The sequence below is a fragment of the Mesorhizobium sp. M0060 genome (assembly GCF_040323155.1).
Classification (GTDB): Bacteria; Pseudomonadota; Alphaproteobacteria; order Rhizobiales; family Rhizobiaceae; genus Mesorhizobium.
The window spans coordinates 1-17115 of record NZ_JAMYUP010000017.1; the positions used below are offsets into that span (position 1 = coordinate 1).

Below are 17115 nucleotides of genomic sequence, written 5' to 3' on the forward strand. Positions count from 1 at the left end.
CCATCATCAACGGCCATCCACAGAGCCAGATCGAGGAACTCATGCCCTGGCGATTCCGGAAAACATCAAGCCCAAACCCATAGGTGATCGGCGAGGCGCTTACGAAACTTCGCGGGCGGGCAAGGAACATCACCTTTCACGTGTTCGACCCGCAGCACGTGGAGGATGTGCTTGACCGCGACCTGGTGACGGTCTGGCGCGAACAGGACGCAGCGACAGCTGCAGAGAATAGGCGGCGAGCCGCGGGGAGGGCCGCTATGAAACGCGCTCAAAGAAGCGGTCGCGGAACTGCAGCTTCAGCTGGTTCTGGGCCCGATGAGAGCTCGCACTCCAGTTTGCGCGGCTGGGAAGATTTTGAGAATGACGGACTCCTGCGCTGATAGGCCGGGCGCACAAGCAGTTTAAGACGTTTGCCTGCGCCGTGCGAGATGCGCAAGGACGGCCGCCAAACGCATCGCGTTCAGGACCCGCTTCGCAGGGACACCGCCCTTGCGAGCCATCTCGACACCCCAATGCATGTGGTCGAGCTCGCGGATCGAATGTGCGTCCGGATTGATGCTGAAGATGCAGCCATGATCGAGTGCCTTTTGATGCCAGCGCCAGTCGAGGTCGAGTCGCCACGGATGTGCATTGATTTCGACAGCGACGCCGTGTTTCGCACACGCTTTGAGGACTTTGTCGACGTCGAGATCATAACCGGGCCGGCGCAACAGCTGGCGACCGGTCATGTGCCCGATGATTGTCGTCCGAGGATTTCCGATCGCTTCAATGATACGCTCCGTCTGCTCCTTCTTGGGCAAATTGAAGCGGCTGTGCACGCTCGCGACGACGAAATCGAACGTCTCCAAAATATCATCCGGGTAATCGAGCGAGCCATCCGCCAGGATGTCGGCCTCGATGCCCTTCAGTATGCGGAATTTTCCATTGTATGCCTTGTTCAGCCGGTCAGCTTCGCGGTGCTGTTCAGCAATCTCCTGCAACGAAAGGCCGCCTGCGTAGTGAGCGGACTGCGAATGATCGGCGACACCATAATATTCAAAACCGCGCTTGCGCGTGGCTTCAGCCATCGCCTCAAGCGTTTCGGTGCCATCGGATGCGGTCGTGTGAGAATGCAGGATGCCATGCAAATCTTCATCTCGAACGAGCGAAGGTAGCTTCTGCTTTGCTGCTCGCTCAATCTCGTCTCTGCCTTCGCGCAATTCAGGCTCGATAAACTGCAAGTCTAGAGCTTGGTAGATTTCCTCTTCCGTCGCTGACGCGATCAGCTTTCTCCCGCGATGAAGCCCGTCGGCGTTTAGAGTGAATCCTTTGTCGACCGCGAACGTCTTCAGTTGCTCAAGGTGATCTGCCGAACCGGTCGCTTCGAGCAGGCTCGCGCCAAAGTGCTTCCTGTCCGTGACAACAAGCCTGAGGGTCGTCTCCTCGACACCAGTCGATTTTCTGGCCTGCGCTACCAGAGCGAAGTCAGAAACGAGCTCGCAACCGCGCCGGAAGTCACCTGCAATTTCGACGCGCGAAAACTCTGGATGCTCTTGCTTCACCGATATCACCGCATGTTCGAGAAGGGCGGCGGCCTTGTGCAGGTGAAGTTGCGTTTCGCCGCTTCGCACGATGGCCAGGTTCTGCAGGAGCATTGTCTGGAGCGCGGCGCCGAGGCCTTTGACTTGGCGTATGCGGTCTTCTCTTGCTGCGGCCTCGAGCTCCGCCAGCGAGTTCACACCGAGCGCCTGATGAAGCTTCAGTATCTTATCAGGACGAAGCCCGGGTATGGCAAACAGCTCCATCACGCCCGCTGGAACATCCTCGCGCAGCTTCTCAAGGCTCGGGTGCGTGCCGGTTTGGTAAAGCTTGGTCACGATGTCTGCGATCGCGTCACCGATCCCCGGGATCTTGGTGAGGGCGCCGGCGGCGATGATCCGATCAAGCGGCTGCGACAGCGCCGTCAGACTGTCTGCCGCGCGCAAGTATGCCTTTATGCGATAGGGATTGTCGCCGCGCATAGACGCCCGTTGTGCGTATTCCTTCAAAAGACTGGCGACGGTCCTCGGATTGATTTTTGCCATGGCTTCAGCCAAACGAGGCCGATCTCCGCAGGTTCCAATCAGGCAAGGTCATGAGCGCCGCGTTGCCCTTTAAATCCCGACTTTACTGCCTCTTCCCGCGTCGGACGCTACAGATTGGGCAAGGATTGGTCAGCGCGACCCCATCCAGCCAGAGCTTTGGAGGCTGCGCGTTTCTTTAATTCAGGAGCATCGCCCACGTGGAAATGAGAGGGCGCATCTATTGTCTTCATCTCCGCCCACGTGATCGGTGCCGCGACAGGAGCGCCCGGACGTGATCTTGCGCTGTAAGGCATGATCGCGGTCGCCCCGCGCTGATTGCGTAGATAGTCCACAAAGATGCGACCCTTGCGGCGCGCCTTTGACAACACGGCCGTGAAATGGGCCGGATCGCTTTGGGCGACCGCCTGCGCCAGGCGAGACGCGAAGTCCTTCACCTCTGGCCACTCGGCGCCAGGGGTGAGGGGCGCGATGACGTGCACTCCTTTGCCTCCCGTCAGCATCGGGAAAGTCGTAAGCCCCAGCGATTTAAGGATAGCGCGGAACTGAAAGGCAGCGGCGCGGACGGCCTCAAAATCGAGGCCTTCATCGGGGTCGAGGTCGAACACGAGGCGGTCGGCCTTTTCGACATCCTCGATCCGAGCCCCCCATCCATGCAGCTCGATCGTTCCCATCTGGACGCAAGTCATCAGTCCCTCGGCATCGTCGACATAGAGATATGGTTCCTCGTGCCCGTCTTTCTCCGTGATGCCGACGTGGTGGACTTTGTCGCCAAAGCTGCCGGCGTCGTGTTTTTGGAAGAAGCACTTCTTCGCGCGGCCCTGTGGGCATCGAACCAGACTGATCGGCCGGCTGCCAACCCAAGGCAGCATGATCGCCGCGACCGCTGCATAATGGTCGGCGAGCTGTCCCTTGGTGATGTTCGATTCCGGATAGATGACGCGGTCACGGTTACTTATCGCGATGGCGGTTGTCGCAGATGCGACGAGATCGGCTGCATGACGTTCCGTCTCGAGCACGACCGCCTCCGGCTTCTTGTCTTCGCGAAGACCAAGATAGCTCGGATGTCGTAACGTCCCTTCATTTGTCATTTCGGTGAAGGCAATCTCAGCGACCAGTTTCGGAGGGAGCCAGTGTGCGCCGCGCACTTCGGCGCGTGGTGCGTCGACGGTCGCGGCCTTCTGCTCAAGCGGCGCCATAATCTTCAAGAGACGAAGAAGTTCAGCGCTATCGAAGCCGGTGCCGACTTTCCCGGCGTAACGCAGCTTGCCGCCGTCATGAACGCCAAGGATCAGGGACCGAAACGCGCGGACCTTGTCGGACGGCGTCCAGCCGACAATCACAAATTCCTGCCGCCTGATGCATTTGATCTTCAGCCAGCTTGCGCCGCGGGCAGCCACATAACTCGAATCCGCGAGCTTTGAGATGACGCCCTCAAGGCCGGCAGCGCAGAAGCGATCAAGCAGCTCTTCTCCGCGGCCGAGGATATGGTCGGAGTAACGAAGGACCGGATTTTTCGCAGGCAAGATCGCCTCCAGCTTCGCCTTGCGCTCAAGAAGAGGAAGCCTTGTCAGATCTTCGCCGTCGAGCTGCAGCAGATCGAACGCATAAAAGTCGATTGTCGCCGGGGCACCCTTCAATGCATTCTGAAGCGCCTGGAAGTTAGATCTTCCTTCCGCATCGACAACCACGGCCTCGCCGTCAATCAGGGCGGAGCGCACCTTGAGCTTGCGAGCCTCGGAGAGGATCGAGGGAAAACGGCTAGACCAGTCCAGACCAGATCGTGTGTAGGCTCGCGCCTCGCCACCGCCGACGGCAACGAGAATACGATAGCCGTCGTATTTCATCTCATGGATCCAACGATCGCCGGCAGGGACCGTGTCCACGAGCGTTGCGAGCTGGACCGGCCGGAAAACGGGCGGCGCTAAACTGACCTCGTCACGAGCGGGCGACTTCGCTTGACTAGCGCTCGACCCATTGATTGCCTTACGCGACGTTGGCTTGACCACTCTGACCTAAACCATACTCAGAGACGAAATAGCGTTATCCGCGTCCAACGCGCGACTACTTCTTTAGTTTCGCTGCAGGCCGTATTGAGCTTTTCGCGATCATTGCCGACCCGCTTGATTAGCGCCTCGGCCTGAGGCCGTGCTTCCTGCCTCCGGCCCTCCATCTTCCCGATTTGCGGGCACAGCTCACTGGCAATAATGAGCAGGAACGTGCCCTCAAATGCCGCCACAGCGTATCCGCTTTCTGCCATCGGCTTTAGAAGCCCGGTTGGGCCTCCACCGAGGGAGCCGACTTTCCCCAGTTTTTCGCCAGCGACGGATCCTTTGCTAATCGCGCATTTGAAGCCTATGCTTTCGCATCGGCCGCCAACGCTTTCGGATGCAGCCGACCGTAAGAGGGTACGTGCTCTTGCCCGTCAGGGAGCGAGCCATGCCCCAATCCGTTCTTCGCAACCATGTATTGAGAGCGCTCTCCCCAGAGGACTTCGCGCGTTTACAGCCGTCACTGCATCACGTCGAACTCGACATCAAAGACCAGTTGGAGGTCGCATATCAGCCGATCGAGCGTGTGTATTTTCCAGAGATGGGCATTGCATCGGTGGTCGCCACCATGACCGGTGGGCGGCAAAGCGAAGTCGGCATCGTCGGCCACGATGGCATGACAGGGGTTGCCGTTATCCTCGGCCAAGACAGATCTCCCAATGAAACCTATATCCAGGTCGCCGGCAATGGCTGGATTCTGCCCGTTGAAGACCTTCGCACTGCGATTGCAGCAAGCCAGTCCCTTCGCGAGTCGCTGCTTCGCTATGCCCACGCGTTCCTCGTGCAGTCGTCCCGGACCGCGCTGGTCAACGGCCATTCCAAAATCGAGGAGCGGTTGGCCCGCTGGCTGCTGATGGTTCAAGACCGCGCCGAAGGAAATAAGATCTACCTGACGCATGAATTTCTGGCGACCATGCTTGGTGCCCGGCGTCCCGGCGTTACCACCGCGCTCCAAATGCTTGAATATCGGGGGCTGGTTCACGCCAAGCGCGGCGAGATCACGATTATCGACCGCATTGGAATGATACAACTCACACATGGTGCTTACGGCGAGGAGGAGCAAAGTCACTTCGGCCTCGCCTCCGCCTGACTGTTCGGAATCGGACAAACCCTTGCAGGCTGCCGAATTGGTGCCATAAATCGTGTTGGTTTGGGTTTCAGGGAGGAGCTCACATGACCGACACTTTTCACACCGTCACGGTTGAAAGAGCCGCCGAAGCCTATGTGCTCTCTAGAGGCAAGGCCCACTTCCTCTCCATCGCACAGGCAATCCGCGCCATCCGAACGCTCATGCCGGCATGCAAGGCTACCGACCGGGACCTGGAGGAGTTAGTGGCGGCAGCATGCATCATTCACGGTGTGCCCGTCGCATTCGACTTTAAAACAGCCGTGGCCGCAGAACCACGGCTCCATTCATAGGGCCGGTGATGCCTGCGCTCGCGCAGACGCCTACCTTGTCGGACGTTCGCCAAGCGATTGTCCGCCACCTGATCGACAACATCGGCAGCCCGAGCATTTCGATATCCGAGGTTAGCACCACCGTGAGGAGAATGTTCCCGCTTTGCGAACTCACGGACTGGGAACTTGGCGATCTCATTGCGCGAAGCGCGATCGATGCGGGATTCGCGATTGAACCCGACGGGGTGGGTCTCTGAAACGCTTGTCGAGGTCCAGTATCGCCGACGTTTTCGCGCCGTATGATTGAGACTCCTCGGCACTGCCCGAAGAGCTGCCGTGACGTGTGCGACAAGGTCACGGTAGACAATGACCTCTCCGCCGCATCGGAATGCTAGCCTACCCATCGACTACATCAGGCAAAGTATCTTCGACGACGCTCAAATTCCTATCGAAATCCTCGATGTCGGATGCGTGGGCCCGGAGAGACCGCACCTTGTTCAGGATCGCCGCAACCGCCGCTTCTTTGTCGGGTGCTACGCGTGTTGTCGCCGCTTTGGCCGCCAAAGCGGGAAAGTCTATGGCGGCATAAGCTGGTACGACTGCAGCGTCGGTTGCTTTCGGCCGTTCTTTTGTGATTGCGTGCCGGCCCTGCGGCGGAGCTATACGGCCTGCTTTTGCGGCAAATGTCGCGCCGCGGCGCAGGCGGGTCTGCAAGAGGCCTGAGCGGTACGCAGGTGCTGTCGGCACAATCGTCGGGAGCGCAGGAGATGGAACCGACGCAGAAGCGTCCAATGCACGGCTTTTCGTGCGCGAAACCTCGATAGAGGCGGGCAGGGGCATGAACGCGCGTTTGGCGAGCTGACCGTCGGCGAAATAGAAATTGCGCGTGCCGCGGATTGGCAGTTCGCCACGCGGCAATATGATGACCTTGTTCTTGTCGAGCGTACGGATTTCATCTGGCCGCATCAGGGGCCGCCGCACTTCCTTGCGGTGCTCCGAGCGCGTGTAATAAGTGTCGAACAACGTTGCCTTGGTGCGCGTCACGTCCTTTTGCACGTCCGACGTTTCGCCGAGCTGCTCGGAAACGTAGCGCAGATCGTCCGCGTCCTGCGCACCGAAAAAGATCTGCACGCGAGCAGCGTTGATGAGCGTCTTGCGCCCTTCCTGGCGATAGATCTCGTCTACAGCCTTCAGCGACTGTACGAAAAACCACATGGAAACGCCGTTGCCGCCGAGCACGCTCGCCATTTCGGTCACGTTCTCGAGCTTGCCGAGGTTCTGGAACTCGTCGAGCAGCACAAGCACCGGATGCCCGCCCGGCTGCGGCAGACTTTCCGACATGAAGTTCATCATCTGCGTGATCAGGACGTTGAACAACGGTCCAAGCGACGTAATCTGCTCGCGCCGCACGTCGAGGTAGAGAGAAATCCGGTCACGCTTGAGCTTGCGAATATCGAACGTGCTGCGCGACGTAGCTCGCATCAGGCGCTCGTTGAGAAAGGGGGCCATGCCGGTCCGTACGCCGGCGTATATCCCGGAAAACTGCCGCTCAGACATCTCGAAATATGGCAGCAGGGTCTGCAGCGTAAAATGCGAGCATTCGCGGCGGCGTTCCTCGCGTAGCGAGCCGATGAACTCCAGGAGCGGCTGCTCGGCGCCGTTCATGATCTCGAGGATGGTGGCGAAGGTCTTCTTCTCGTTCGAGATCGCAGGCGATTCCATGACGAAGGACGCGATGCCGGTAAAAAGGAGGCGGGCGTCGTTGACCCAATAGGGATCTGCGTTGGATGGGGGCCGCGGAAACAGCGCCGCAGCGATGTTGCGAAGGTCGATGTCGCGCTGCGCCGAATCCAGTGAGATGAAGTCCATCGGATTGTAGCAGGCGGTATTGCCGTCGGGGTCTGCCGGCGCGAAACGCACCACACGGCTGATGGTTGAACGGTAACCAGCCGTCGCCACATAGGTCTCGCCCCGCAGGTCGAGAACCACGAGCGAATGCGGCCAGGTCAAAGCGTTCGGGATGATGAGAGAAGTGCCTTTGCCGGACCGCGGCGGCCCTATGACGAAGCCGCCGACATCATCGCCATCAATCCACAATTTCTTACCGCCGATCAGCTTGCGCTGCGTCAAACGGATCTTGCCGGAGCGCTGATCGCGGCTGGGCGAAAGAATTTCGGCAAGCCTGCCGCCGGCTCGACCGACGAAGACGCCGCCCACTTTCGTCAGGCCGGTTTTCGATACGTCGCTCATCGTCATGAAGCGAGAGTCATTGCGCTTTCTCGGACGCATGAGAAGCAAGCTGACCAGTGGCAAGAGAAACCCTAATGCTCCCGCCGCAACGGCGTATTGCACCCGGCCAAAATTCCCCGCCAGCGTGTCCGCCCAGGCCTGACGAACGACCGGCAAGGGATTGGCGTTCAGCTGGTCGAACAGGAAGAGGGAGCCAGTCCGGTACCAATCTGTCGCGGCATAGGCGACCGTGAAGACCAAGACGCCCAGGGCTATCGCCATGAGCACCATGAAAATTGCTGTTGCGATTCTCTGCATGGATGTGGCCCGCTAGATCGTCTCGGCCTTGGTGAACTTGATCTCACTGATGCCGCGCCGTCCGCCTTCGGTGCGGACCATCTGGACGACCACCGGAATGACCTCGCGCAGGTAGTCGAGGATTTCGCCTCGTGAGAGGCCCGAACTGCCCTGCATGACCATCAGCGCCAGCCGCTCGTAGGCGGACCGCGCGGAATTGGCATGAACGGTCGTGAGCGAACCCGGGTGGCCAGTGTTGATCGCCTGGAGGAACGCGAAGGTTTCAGCGCCGCGCAACTCGCCCAATAGCAGACGGTCGGGCCGCATGCGAAGCGAGGCCTCGAGCAGCTGTTGCGCGGAGACTTTGGCAAGGCCCTGGTCGCCCTTCGAGGCTATCAGCGTGACATTGTTGGGGGCCGGCAGCCTCAGTTCGCGGGTATCTTCGATAGTGATGATCCGTTCATGGGCCGGAATCTCCTTCAAGAGCGCATTCAAAAACGTCGTCTTGCCGGTGGATGTACCGCCTGAAACGACGATTGAGACCCGGTTGCGCACTGCATATTGCAGGAAGTCCATCGGCGACGTGTCGTGCAACATCTCGACAAGTCGCTTTTCTTCGGCCGACAGCGCCAGTCCGCTGCCCATCGCCGTGTTCTCGAATGCGCCGAGATCCTTGTAGGCAGCAAGGCTCATATCCATGATGACCTGCTTGCGGATCGAAATCGCCCCGCCTTCGGGGGCCGCGGGCGGCAAGATGCATTGGATGCGCTCGCCCGAAGGTAGAGCAGCCGACAGGATCGGCCTTTCTTCGTTGATAACCTGATTTGTCGCAGAGGCGACGCCAGTCGATATATGCCTAATCCAGCCTGGCGTGACCTCGCGCTTGACGACGTGCTCCATTTCCCTCGCGCCGAGGCGTTCGACGAACAATTCACCCGGCCTGTTGATCGCAATCTCGGAAACCGAATCGTCGTTCAAATAGGACCATATCGGTTCCAGATGAGCGCGCAGGACCGGGGCTCTCGCCCAAGGGTCGGGGAGGGGATGCACGGCATTCATTTCACCGGGCTCCCATAGCCGGAATAAAAATGATCCTTTGGCGTCGCGAGAAGAGGCGTCGGATCGATCGCCGTCTTCGGCCGCCCACCTGCCTTCAGGCGTGCAACTTCTTCCTGAACGGGATCAGCGTACAAATCCGAGAAATCGAGATCTCGCCGCACCAGCACGACGATCGATGTGCCTTGGTCAACGTAGACTGTCGGGCCAATGTTCTGCGTGTCGCGAAACGCCTCTTGCGCGAGTTGCTGCAAGGCGGTCGATGATTTGTCGAAGGCGATGCCGCGGGCGTCGCGCTGCGAACCATTGCCACCATAAGTCACGGTCGTGGTCTCGCCGGTCACGGGATCAATCGTCGACACCTGGCGCTGTTGTCCATCCTGACTGCTATCTCCAAGCGAGGACAGATATTCAGAGACACCGCCAACGACGGAAAGCATGATGGCGTTGCCGTACCGTTCAACCCAGTGTGTATCGACACGGCCGCCCATGCCGCCGCGGCCGAGCGCGTCTGCCCCGGGCGATTTGATATCGACGGAAATGCCGTCCGAGCGGATGACCCTGCTCCAGACGATGAAAACACGCTTCTGACCGCGCGCAAGCCCCGAGCGGTATTCCCCGGTCAGGCGCGAGCCCTTCGGAATGAGGATCCGCCTGCCGTCGAGCGAGAAGACATCCTCACGCACCACAGCGCGCACGGCGCCGGGAAGGTCGGTGTTAACAGCGGTTTCCAAATAGCCGCGAATGATCGTTCCCTCTGGGATTAACGCATCGGTGCGTCGAAAGACCCTGGCTTTGACAATGCCGGAAGAACTTGCCTCCGACTGCGCCAGGAATGCCTTGTTGGGATCACTGTCGGCGCCGGGGACCGGGACGATCTGACCGTCGGGCGCGATTTCGACCTGTGCCGCCTGGGCGCCGGCATCCGTCGAGCCGGTTTGATCATTCGTCACCATCTGGTTCGACCGCAGGCGTTCCCACACCGCTTTTTCGTGCTCGGCGGCCTCTGCCTTACGGCGGGCCTCGTCCTCAGCCGCGGCTTTGCGGCGGGCTTCTTCCGCCTCGGCCTTGCGGCGAGCCTCCTCGGCCGCCATTTGCGCCTCCAGCGCGCGCCGCTGCGCATCAAGATCCGCGCCCTCCTGCACCGTCTGATCGACATTATCGGCTTGTTGCGTGCCGCTCTGGTCGGCGGCCGGTGGCGGCACCACAATCTGGTCGATCGTGCCGTCGGCAGGTTGCGGCGGCTCGTTCAGCGCTGGCGGGCGGAACTCGGGCGGGTTGAAGTTTTCCTCGCCATCGCTGCGAATATCGCGCGATACCGGCTCCCTGGGCCAGTTCAGCCATATCAGCGCGCCTACCAGCACTACGCCGAGGCCGACCAGGGCGATCCTGGTACCCACGCCCGCACCACGGCGCGCGACCGTCGGGCTGCCGTCCAGTTGGTTATAATCGATCTGGGTCATCACCGCCCTCCGCTGGATCCGAACAGGGTGGAACCGCCTGTCAGTTTCGTTGGGCCATAGACTTGCTCTACCGGATCGATAGCGTTGGGTCGCGCGCGGTTGTAGAGACAGAGCGTCTTGCCATCGGCCCGCAAGGTGAATTGCCGTGCGACCTTGTCGATGACGGTGTATTTGCCCTGCGTGCGAACGTTGACCAGCGACTCCTGACGCTTGTCGTCGACAACGAAGATCGCCGGAATGTCACCCTTGAACTCCAGAAACACCTTGGTGCCGTCGTCGAATACGGTGCGCGGCTTCAAGCTGTCGTCGCCCTTGTAGGCGTAGTCGTAGTTGAGATCGGCATAGTTCAGGTCCTTCAAATCCGGATCGGCGGCGCTCTCCTTGGCCTGTGAGAGCAGGCGCGCGTTGATATCCTCGTCCGGGTATTTGAACCGGACCTGGAAGGATGCCCGGTCACGGCTATTGTCAGTGGCCTGCAGCAGCAAGGAATAGACGCGCCGGTTGGTGACCACGTTGACGTTGGTCCACGCATCGCGCTCCAGCGGCTTGACGAACAGAAACCGCGATCCGCGTTTGGGGATGATCGACCAGCCTTTCGTGTCGCCAGCCGACACGGTTTCGATGACTTCGGTCGGGCTGAGCTCGACCATCGTGGAAATACCAAGGGCGGCGCGCACCGACGTCACGTCGTCGTTGTTGAAGGTGACATATCGGATGCGGCCGTCGCGTGCGGCCGCGCCGTGCATGGTGCCGAGCAGAAGGGCGACCGACAGCGCGAGGCTTACGCGCCATCTCATTGCAGGCTCCCCGCGGTCGGCGCCGATTCCTGGTCGCGGCGGTAATCCGTAACCTGAAATCCCAACGGGTTGTCGAAACGCCATTCGTTCTTGAGCGGCGTTGAGGTGTAGCGGAATTTTATCACCGCCACCCAATTGTCGGCCGTGGACGAATTGTCCCGCCGCGTCGTCGTGGCAAAGCGCACCGAGGCTGTGTTGCGATTGAGCAGGGAAACTGACTTGATCTCGACCGAGACAGTGACATTGCGGCCAAAAATCTTGTCCAGCGATTGTGGATTTGCAGGCGTGAAAAGCCATGTCAAATCCTTGGACGCGGCGTCGGTCGAGTAGAGCTGTGCCAGGTCGTAATTCTGTTTCAGTTCACGCGAATCGTAGGTTTCCCGGGCACGAATGTAGCGCACCAGATTGGCCGCCGTGACGGCCTCGTTCTGGGATAAATCTCCAGGCTTCAGCGCGCGCATGATCTCGAGGTAGCCCGTCGATTTGTCGACCTCGACAACATACGGTTCGAACTGCCGGAGCGGCAGGATCAGCACGAGCGCCAGCAGCGACAGCACCGCAACCAGTCCCGAAATGCCGCTGACGATCCAGGCCAATGTACGCGATCGGCGCATTGACCTGTGCGTGTCGTCTTCCCAGGTCGCGCCTGCCCTGTAATAGCGCTTGTCGACGAGTTCGCGGCTGCTGCTAGCAGGTGTTTCCATTGAGATTGACACTTTAGAATTGCCTCGTTTGCGCGACGATCCCGATCCGATCGAGGGCCGCGATCGGTGATAGTTCTTGTGTTCTAGGCGAGAGGCCTGGAGTTATCGCGCCACCTTGCTGGATGGCGGACCGGGTTGCGGCATCCGCCCTGGCTGCTCGCGAAGATCGAAAACTGTTTGTCGCGAGCTGCCGGGCGCCCCGAGCGGCGCGGCCCGCGGGCAGCCGCTCATGTTGGCCGGAGGGGAAATTGTGTCCTGAAAAAAGGCCCGCGAAATTGAGGGACGAGATCAACGCACGTCGCGCGATGTAGCTGAAATTTCCCGGCAACTGCGCCCAAAAGGCGAGTTCCGTGTTCAGTGTCTCGCGGACCGGCACGATCGACATGCGCGAAAGCTCGGCCGTGATATCGGATAGCGCACGGTTGAGACCAGCCATGTCCGACGCCAACGCCATGACGCTCATATGATGTTGTCCGAAGACGACTTCGCCACCGGCCAGCTTGTCGGCGCCATCGTGGACGGACTCCTCGACCGTCGTGCCCGCCTCGTCGGAGCCCTCAACCTGGTTCGCGATGGTGTTGATCCTGCGCATCGCCGTTACACGGTCTTCGATCGCGAAACTTTGCGTCAGGACAAACTCATGCGGCAGGCGCAAGAGACCGTCCAATGAGCCCGGCGCGGTGAAGGGTGGGTATTCCTTGATCGACACGATGGCGCCGAGCTTGCCAGCGTCCGGTCCGCGAAATTCCAGCGCGGACTTGCCGAAGAACAGCTGTCGTGTCGCCAGCACATCGCCAAGGCTCATGCGCGGCAAAGGCATTTCCACGTCGACGCCGCCGGCGAGGATCTTCGCCAGAAATTCAGCCGGCTCGGAAAAGAAGCTGTCGCGGCGCTTCACGACACCGAGAAGACGCGCACCATAAGCGCTAAAATCCTTGGCGACGCCGTCGAGAACGTCACGCAATTCGACTATTGCCTCTTCGCGGGTTTCTTCGCCTGCGGTACTGATGCGGAACGCATTGAGCGCCTTGTCCACCCAGCCGACGCGGCCGACCATCGGTCGGCGTATGACCGTCAGATACGCTTCGTTGACGAAAAGGTTTTTCGCCGCAAGCTCATCCATGTAGCGGGCGTCGAGCTCGGCCACGAAAGGATTGTCAAAGTCGCCTTCGATCTCCGGCGTCACGTGACGGCGGATGATCGTCGTGTAGACCGCAAAGCGAGAGGTCGAGAGATTGCGGAATGTCGTGTTGCGGTTGAACATACGGCTGTTCAACTCGGCCTGGTCCATCGTCTGGAAGGGCAGTCCACTGAGCTGGATGACGCCGACCAGAAAGCCACTCTTCGTCACGACTAAATTGTCATCGACATGGCGAAGGTAGGGGATGTGCATCGCCGCGGGCTTTTCACGCCGCCGCTCACGGCCAAATTTCAGGTCGGCATCGAGGCTCATGGCGAATAGCTCCTCGCGCCCCAGAAAGTAAGGTTCGCCACCGCTCCGCGTTTGGAGACGCGCCGCTCGAAAATGTGGAACATGTAGGGGTCACGCTGGCACAGATATGCGCTAACAAGATGCACCATGCCGAACACGCCAAGGCCGAGCATGAAGCTGCTGGTGGCAATAAAGCCGATAACCGCCAGGATGCCGTTCAGAGCAAAAACCTCATAGCGCACTCCCCATTTCATCGGGGGACGTGTCAGTGGCAGGCTGACCGGCTCGACATAGACCTCCTCGTCGTCCATGTCTCAGCTGCCTCCGGCGGTCGCGCGAACCGCATCCACAAGCTGGGCGGCGCCGAAGATCAAAGCGATGCCGATGATGATGGAGAAAGCCATCATCCACGCCAGTCGGCCCGTCATGGCGAGGAAGCCGAGAAAACAGACGGCGATGATGGCGAATGAGCGCGCTATGTCGCCCTGCAGAACTCCGACGAACCACTGGAGCACATTTTCAACCGGTGACGCCGACTGGGCATACGCAGTGGCCGGCGCGAGAGCTATTCCGACCGCTGAGGCCAAGGCCAGTTTCAGGGCAAATCTGCCCGCTTTCCTGTATTCCACCCTTGGCTCCTTTCAGTTGTCAAAATCCATGACATGACCATCCTGCCAAGCGTCCTCGCTTGCTGGCGGAACGGCCGCGAGCGTCTCGGATTTGGTCAGAGCGGACTTCTTCACCACACCGCCGAACTTCCAGCGGTTCAGTATTTTCACGATGTATTCAGCCGTCTCCGGATTCACCGGAATGCCCTGCGCCTTATAGACGTTGTTGGGCCCGGCGTTGTAAGCCGCCAGCATCAGCAGCGGATCCTGGAATTCGTCATAGAGTGACTTCAGATAGCGAAGGCCGGCCCGGACATTTGCCTCTCTATCGCAACGGTCGCTCACGCCGAGATCGGCCGCCGTGCCCGGCATCAACTGCATGATCCCCAAGGCTCCGGCCTTCGACGGACCCTGACTGGCGCCGAGATCGCTTTCGGCCCATGCAACCGCCTCGGCCAGATCGGCGTCGAACCCTTCGTCTTGCGCGATTGAACGCACAAGTCGCGAGACCTCAGCACGATTTCCGGTGGTACACGCCGCCGGCCTTTGCGCCGCGATGGCTTCTGCCGGCGTTGCAAAGGCAACTGCTACGCGGTCTGATGCCAGTTCCTGGCCGTGCGCTTTGAACGGCATCATGGCGCCACACAGGGTGAGCAGGAGAGCGAATCGAGCGTTCATAGTGTCGCCAAAATTTAACACTTTACTATGGCTACACTCAGCCCTAGTAAAGTGTCAACACGATATCGATCGCAGGGACGGATTTCGATGAAACAGATGGCTCTTTGCACGGTTTTGCTGCTCCAGGGTGCCGTGGCTTATGCTGCCGGGGCCGACGCCCCAAATGCCTTCGCGCAACCCTCGGAGCACTACCTGCTCCAATTTGCGAAGCCGGGCGAGAAGGTGTTCGTCTATGAGCGCTACGATGCGAAAGGCGCGCTCTTTCAGCGCGATGCGGCGATCCTCATCTCGCCGGTCAAGGTGCCGTCGGCGACCGAGCGCGTCGTCAACGGGGTGACATACCGGCTGCGCGGCCTTGCGGCCTGCCCAAAACCGAAGATTACGTACAAGACGCAGCAATGGGACTGCACGAAAGCCGCGCAGGACTATGAAGAGGCAATCTACAACGTTCGTGCATCTGTCGTGCTTTGCAAAACACTTGTTCTGCAAAGCAGGAAGGGTGAACCCGACGCTGTGTCGTGTTTCTCTCTCGTCGGTGCGGGAAATGCGAACGACCCGTACAATGTCGCCTACGACGATGACGAAATGGTTTTCTTAGACATGGCGGCGATCGGACGCAACAAGGATGGCAAGTCGCTGCGGCCCGATCTCGAGCATTCCGCCGACCTCGGTGGACAGTTCCAGGAATGAAGCGGGCGAGCTTCGCAGTGCTGGCGGCATTTGGTTTGTGTGCATCGGCACAGGCTCAGGATGCATCGGAGTCTGCCGTGCCAACGCCCTTCGCGGTGTCGAAATCAGCTCAACTGTTGACCGGAGATACCTGGCGTGACGGAGATCACCTTTTCCGCCTCTATGGCGTCCAGTCATGTCTTCGAGGCACATCAGCTGAAGAGCCAAATGGGAACAAAATGGATTGCGGGAACACCTCGCTGGCGCACCTTGCTGCGCTATTGGATAGCGCGGCGGTTACATGCCAGCCAATCGGCTACGCCCGGGACAAGGCGGTTTTCGTCGTGTGCGGTGCGCAGCTGAATGGCGAAACAATCGACGTGGGCACAGCGCTCATAGCGACCGGATACGCGTTTGCCGCAACGACAGCGAAGGGCAAAGCCGTCAATGAGAACTACCTCGTCGCGGAAATCAACGCTAAGATGAAACGTGCAGGTTTGTGGGGCACGACGTTTGAGCATCCTGTTCAGTTGCTGCTAAATAAGGGGTCGGAGAGACAACAATGAAGCACGACGATGAGGCGCACAAATATTACTATCCCGTGGAAGGACGCGGTGACGGCGCTATTGGCGGAGCCGCTGCGTTCATAGTGATCATATTGGTGCCGGCGGGGCTCTATGCGGCCTGGAATACCGTGGCCTCATGGATTTCAGCGCTCTTCTCCTAGGACTGCAGTTTCGTGAAAGAACCGAGCAACGCGCGCAAATCGTCGACATCAATCTCGCACCAGCCTTGCCCCAACAACCGCCGAAAATAAGCTGCCTTCATTTTCATTTCTGCGATAGTGGTTACCCGGGCAATGGCAGCACGCCTTCGCAGTGCGGCTTCCTCCGCCATGACCGCGTCCAGCCTCTGACCCAGCAAGATCGCGTCCGTACCCTCGGCCTCCATCGCTCGCTTGCCCAAACGTTCAAGCTCAGCAATGCTCCGACGATGTTCCGCAATCAGTTTCGCGACGCCTTCAGCCGCTACCACCTGTCCATTGCTACAGACCAATTGAATAGACATCGACCGGCTCCACGTAACTTATACCTGGGGAGGCGAGAAAATAGAGATGGGTTCATTCCTCTGCATCTCGGGCTCCCGAAGCCCTGGCTTCCCTTGCTTCTCGCTCATGCGGGCACACTCCGCCCCTGCCACCAGACAAAACGTTTCAGATTGTACGCCGAAATTGCCCATGCCGATTTTAGCCTTGGCGCGGGCGCGACCAGCCGATGGTGCGAATGGACAGTCCCATGCGGTCCTTCTGCCCAGCGAAAGAATGCTCGACACGGGCGCGGGTTCGGGAGCATGTCCGGTTGCCGTGCTATATTCTTCGGCATCGGCCTCCCTTCGGCATAGTGCTTGCCAGCAACCCGCGGCGACCCTGTCGCCGGCATCCAGAAGATCATGGAACCGCCCGAAGGTGCGCCGGTCCATAATAACATCATGACCGCATCGTAAGGTGGGCGCCCGCCCTGCGCCCGATCCGGGCAGTTCAGTGCCTTGGCCGGCGGTTTGCGAGACATCTCCCACGCAACGCTCGTGTTCAGCCTCTCCAGCGGGTCGCCCGTCATTCGATCTTCTCCCGTGCCGGACAAAAAATCGAGTTGACAAAAACGTTGATTGAGGAC

General features: G+C 59.8%; 18 protein-coding genes. 6 read left to right on the forward strand and 12 right to left on the reverse strand.

Annotation, left to right across the window (positions count from 1 at the left end):
• Positions 1-401: 401 nt before the first annotated feature.
• Together NKJ94_RS17820 and ligD are read right to left on the reverse strand one after the other, a co-directional pair.
• Positions 402-2063, reverse strand: a complete 1662-nt coding sequence (locus NKJ94_RS17820) for a DNA polymerase/3'-5' exonuclease PolX (RefSeq protein WP_352526943.1) — start codon at positions 2061-2063, stop codon at positions 402-404.
• Positions 2064-2170: 107 nt separating this feature from the next.
• A complete protein-coding gene (gene ligD, locus NKJ94_RS17825) occupies positions 2171-4069 on the reverse strand; it encodes a DNA ligase D (protein ID WP_352526831.1) in 1899 nt (632 codons plus the stop codon).
• A gap of 430 nt (positions 4070-4499) precedes the next feature.
• Here ligD and NKJ94_RS17830 point away from each other — a divergent pair, with 430 nt between their 5' ends.
• The 3 genes from NKJ94_RS17830 to NKJ94_RS17840 all read left to right on the forward strand — a co-directional run bounded on the left by NKJ94_RS17830 (position 4500) and on the right by NKJ94_RS17840 (position 5766).
• Positions 4500-5201, forward strand: a complete 702-nt coding sequence (locus tag NKJ94_RS17830) for a Crp/Fnr family transcriptional regulator (RefSeq protein ID WP_352526832.1) — start codon at positions 4500-4502, stop codon at positions 5199-5201.
• An 83-nt stretch (positions 5202-5284) separates the two neighbouring features.
• Entirely contained in the window at positions 5285-5530 is a 246-nt protein-coding gene (locus tag NKJ94_RS17835) for a hypothetical protein (protein WP_352526833.1), read from the forward strand.
• An 8-nt stretch (positions 5531-5538) separates the two neighbouring features.
• Positions 5539-5766: a hypothetical protein gene (locus NKJ94_RS17840; protein ID WP_352526834.1), complete on the forward strand. Its 228-nt coding sequence runs from the start codon at positions 5539-5541 to the stop codon at positions 5764-5766.
• 139 nt (positions 5767-5905) lie between these two features.
• Here the strand turns inward: NKJ94_RS17840 and NKJ94_RS17845 are convergent, their stop codons facing one another.
• Genes NKJ94_RS17845 through NKJ94_RS17885 form a run of 9 tightly spaced genes read right to left on the reverse strand, consistent with a single transcriptional unit; the run spans position 5906 to position 14731 of the window.
• Positions 5906-8056, reverse strand: coding sequence for a type IV secretory system conjugative DNA transfer family protein (locus NKJ94_RS17845; RefSeq protein ID WP_352526835.1), 2151 nt, complete (start codon positions 8054-8056; stop codon positions 5906-5908).
• Positions 8057-8068: 12 nt separating this feature from the next.
• A complete protein-coding gene (gene virB11 / locus NKJ94_RS17850; RefSeq protein WP_352526836.1) occupies positions 8069-9094 on the reverse strand; it encodes a P-type DNA transfer ATPase VirB11 in 1026 nt (341 codons plus the stop codon).
• Complete coding sequence (gene virB10 / locus NKJ94_RS17855; protein WP_352526837.1) at positions 9091-10554, reverse strand: type IV secretion system protein VirB10; 1464 nt, start codon at positions 10552-10554, stop codon at positions 9091-9093. Before virB10 ends, virB11 begins: the two co-directional genes overlap by 4 nt.
• A complete protein-coding gene (locus NKJ94_RS17860; protein WP_352526838.1) occupies positions 10554-11351 on the reverse strand; it encodes a TrbG/VirB9 family P-type conjugative transfer protein in 798 nt (265 codons plus the stop codon). Before NKJ94_RS17860 ends, virB10 begins: the two co-directional genes overlap by 1 nt.
• Positions 11348-12055 carry a VirB8 family type IV secretion system protein gene (locus NKJ94_RS17865; RefSeq protein ID WP_352526839.1) on the reverse strand — a complete coding sequence of 236 codons (708 nt, stop codon included), beginning with the start codon at positions 12053-12055 and terminating at the stop codon, positions 11348-11350. Before NKJ94_RS17865 ends, NKJ94_RS17860 begins: the two co-directional genes overlap by 4 nt.
• Before the next feature lie 13 nt (positions 12056-12068).
• Positions 12069-13508: a VirB4 family type IV secretion/conjugal transfer ATPase gene (locus tag NKJ94_RS17870; protein ID WP_352526840.1), complete on the reverse strand. Its 1440-nt coding sequence runs from the start codon at positions 13506-13508 to the stop codon at positions 12069-12071.
• On the reverse strand, positions 13505-13798 hold the full coding sequence (locus NKJ94_RS17875) for a VirB3 family type IV secretion system protein (protein ID WP_352526841.1): 294 nt from the start codon (positions 13796-13798) through the stop codon (positions 13505-13507). Before NKJ94_RS17875 ends, NKJ94_RS17870 begins: the two co-directional genes overlap by 4 nt.
• 3 nt (positions 13799-13801) lie before the next feature.
• Positions 13802-14116 (reverse strand): TrbC/VirB2 family type IV secretion system protein, encoded by a 315-nt coding sequence (locus tag NKJ94_RS17880; protein ID WP_352526842.1) that lies wholly within the window; start codon positions 14114-14116, stop codon positions 13802-13804.
• Between the two features lie 12 nt (positions 14117-14128).
• The gene (locus tag NKJ94_RS17885; protein ID WP_352526843.1) at positions 14129-14731 is read right to left on the reverse strand and encodes a lytic transglycosylase domain-containing protein; all 603 of its coding nucleotides are present in this window, start codon (positions 14729-14731) and stop codon (positions 14129-14131) included.
• A gap of 129 nt (positions 14732-14860) precedes the next feature.
• On the opposite strand from NKJ94_RS17885, the gene NKJ94_RS17890 reads away from it, so the two are divergent.
• The 3 genes from NKJ94_RS17890 to NKJ94_RS17900 are packed head-to-tail and all read left to right on the forward strand — an operon-like array spanning position 14861 to position 16169.
• Positions 14861-15463: a hypothetical protein gene (locus NKJ94_RS17890; RefSeq protein ID WP_352526844.1), complete on the forward strand. Its 603-nt coding sequence runs from the start codon at positions 14861-14863 to the stop codon at positions 15461-15463.
• A complete protein-coding gene (locus NKJ94_RS17895) occupies positions 15460-16008 on the forward strand; it encodes a thermonuclease family protein (protein WP_352526845.1) in 549 nt (182 codons plus the stop codon). Before NKJ94_RS17890 ends, NKJ94_RS17895 begins: the two co-directional genes overlap by 4 nt.
• Entirely contained in the window at positions 16005-16169 is a 165-nt protein-coding gene (locus NKJ94_RS17900) for a hypothetical protein (protein WP_352526846.1), read from the forward strand. The genes NKJ94_RS17895 and NKJ94_RS17900 overlap by 4 nt, the downstream gene beginning before the upstream one ends.
• Here the strand turns inward: NKJ94_RS17900 and NKJ94_RS17905 are convergent.
• Complete coding sequence (locus NKJ94_RS17905; RefSeq protein ID WP_352526847.1) at positions 16166-16510, reverse strand: hypothetical protein; 345 nt, start codon at positions 16508-16510, stop codon at positions 16166-16168. The two genes, NKJ94_RS17900 and NKJ94_RS17905, sit on opposite strands and share 4 nt — an antisense overlap.
• Positions 16511-17115: the final 605 nt, after the last annotated feature.

What these genes read in the sequence shown, in the direction of transcription:
- NKJ94_RS17820 (WP_352526943.1), bottom strand. Translation starts at nt 2,063, where the DNA reads ATGGCAAAAATCAATCCGAGGACCGTCGCCAGTCTTTTGAAGGAATAC.
- NKJ94_RS17830 (WP_352526832.1), top strand. Translation starts at nt 4,500, where the DNA reads ATGCCCCAATCCGTTCTTCGCAACCATGTATTGAGAGCGCTCTCCCCA.
- NKJ94_RS17835 (WP_352526833.1), top strand. Translation starts at nt 5,285, where the DNA reads ATGACCGACACTTTTCACACCGTCACGGTTGAAAGAGCCGCCGAAGCC.
- NKJ94_RS17840 (WP_352526834.1), top strand. Translation starts at nt 5,539, where the DNA reads ATGCCTGCGCTCGCGCAGACGCCTACCTTGTCGGACGTTCGCCAAGCG.
- NKJ94_RS17845 (WP_352526835.1), bottom strand. Translation starts at nt 8,056, where the DNA reads ATGCAGAGAATCGCAACAGCAATTTTCATGGTGCTCATGGCGATAGCC.
- virB11 (WP_352526836.1), bottom strand. Translation starts at nt 9,094, where the DNA reads ATGAATGCCGTGCATCCCCTCCCCGACCCTTGGGCGAGAGCCCCGGTC.
- virB10 (WP_352526837.1), bottom strand. Translation starts at nt 10,554, where the DNA reads ATGACCCAGATCGATTATAACCAACTGGACGGCAGCCCGACGGTCGCG.
- NKJ94_RS17860 (WP_352526838.1), bottom strand. Translation starts at nt 11,351, where the DNA reads ATGAGATGGCGCGTAAGCCTCGCGCTGTCGGTCGCCCTTCTGCTCGGC.
- NKJ94_RS17865 (WP_352526839.1), bottom strand. Translation starts at nt 12,055, where the DNA reads ATGGAAACACCTGCTAGCAGCAGCCGCGAACTCGTCGACAAGCGCTAT.
- NKJ94_RS17870 (WP_352526840.1), bottom strand. Translation starts at nt 13,508, where the DNA reads ATGAGCCTCGATGCCGACCTGAAATTTGGCCGTGAGCGGCGGCGTGAA.
- NKJ94_RS17875 (WP_352526841.1), bottom strand. Translation starts at nt 13,798, where the DNA reads ATGGACGACGAGGAGGTCTATGTCGAGCCGGTCAGCCTGCCACTGACA.
- NKJ94_RS17885 (WP_352526843.1), bottom strand. Translation starts at nt 14,731, where the DNA reads ATGATGCCGTTCAAAGCGCACGGCCAGGAACTGGCATCAGACCGCGTA.
- NKJ94_RS17890 (WP_352526844.1), top strand. Translation starts at nt 14,861, where the DNA reads ATGAAACAGATGGCTCTTTGCACGGTTTTGCTGCTCCAGGGTGCCGTG.
- NKJ94_RS17895 (WP_352526845.1), top strand. Translation starts at nt 15,460, where the DNA reads ATGAAGCGGGCGAGCTTCGCAGTGCTGGCGGCATTTGGTTTGTGTGCA.
- NKJ94_RS17900 (WP_352526846.1), top strand. Translation starts at nt 16,005, where the DNA reads ATGAAGCACGACGATGAGGCGCACAAATATTACTATCCCGTGGAAGGA.
- NKJ94_RS17905 (WP_352526847.1), bottom strand. Translation starts at nt 16,510, where the DNA reads ATGTCTATTCAATTGGTCTGTAGCAATGGACAGGTGGTAGCGGCTGAA.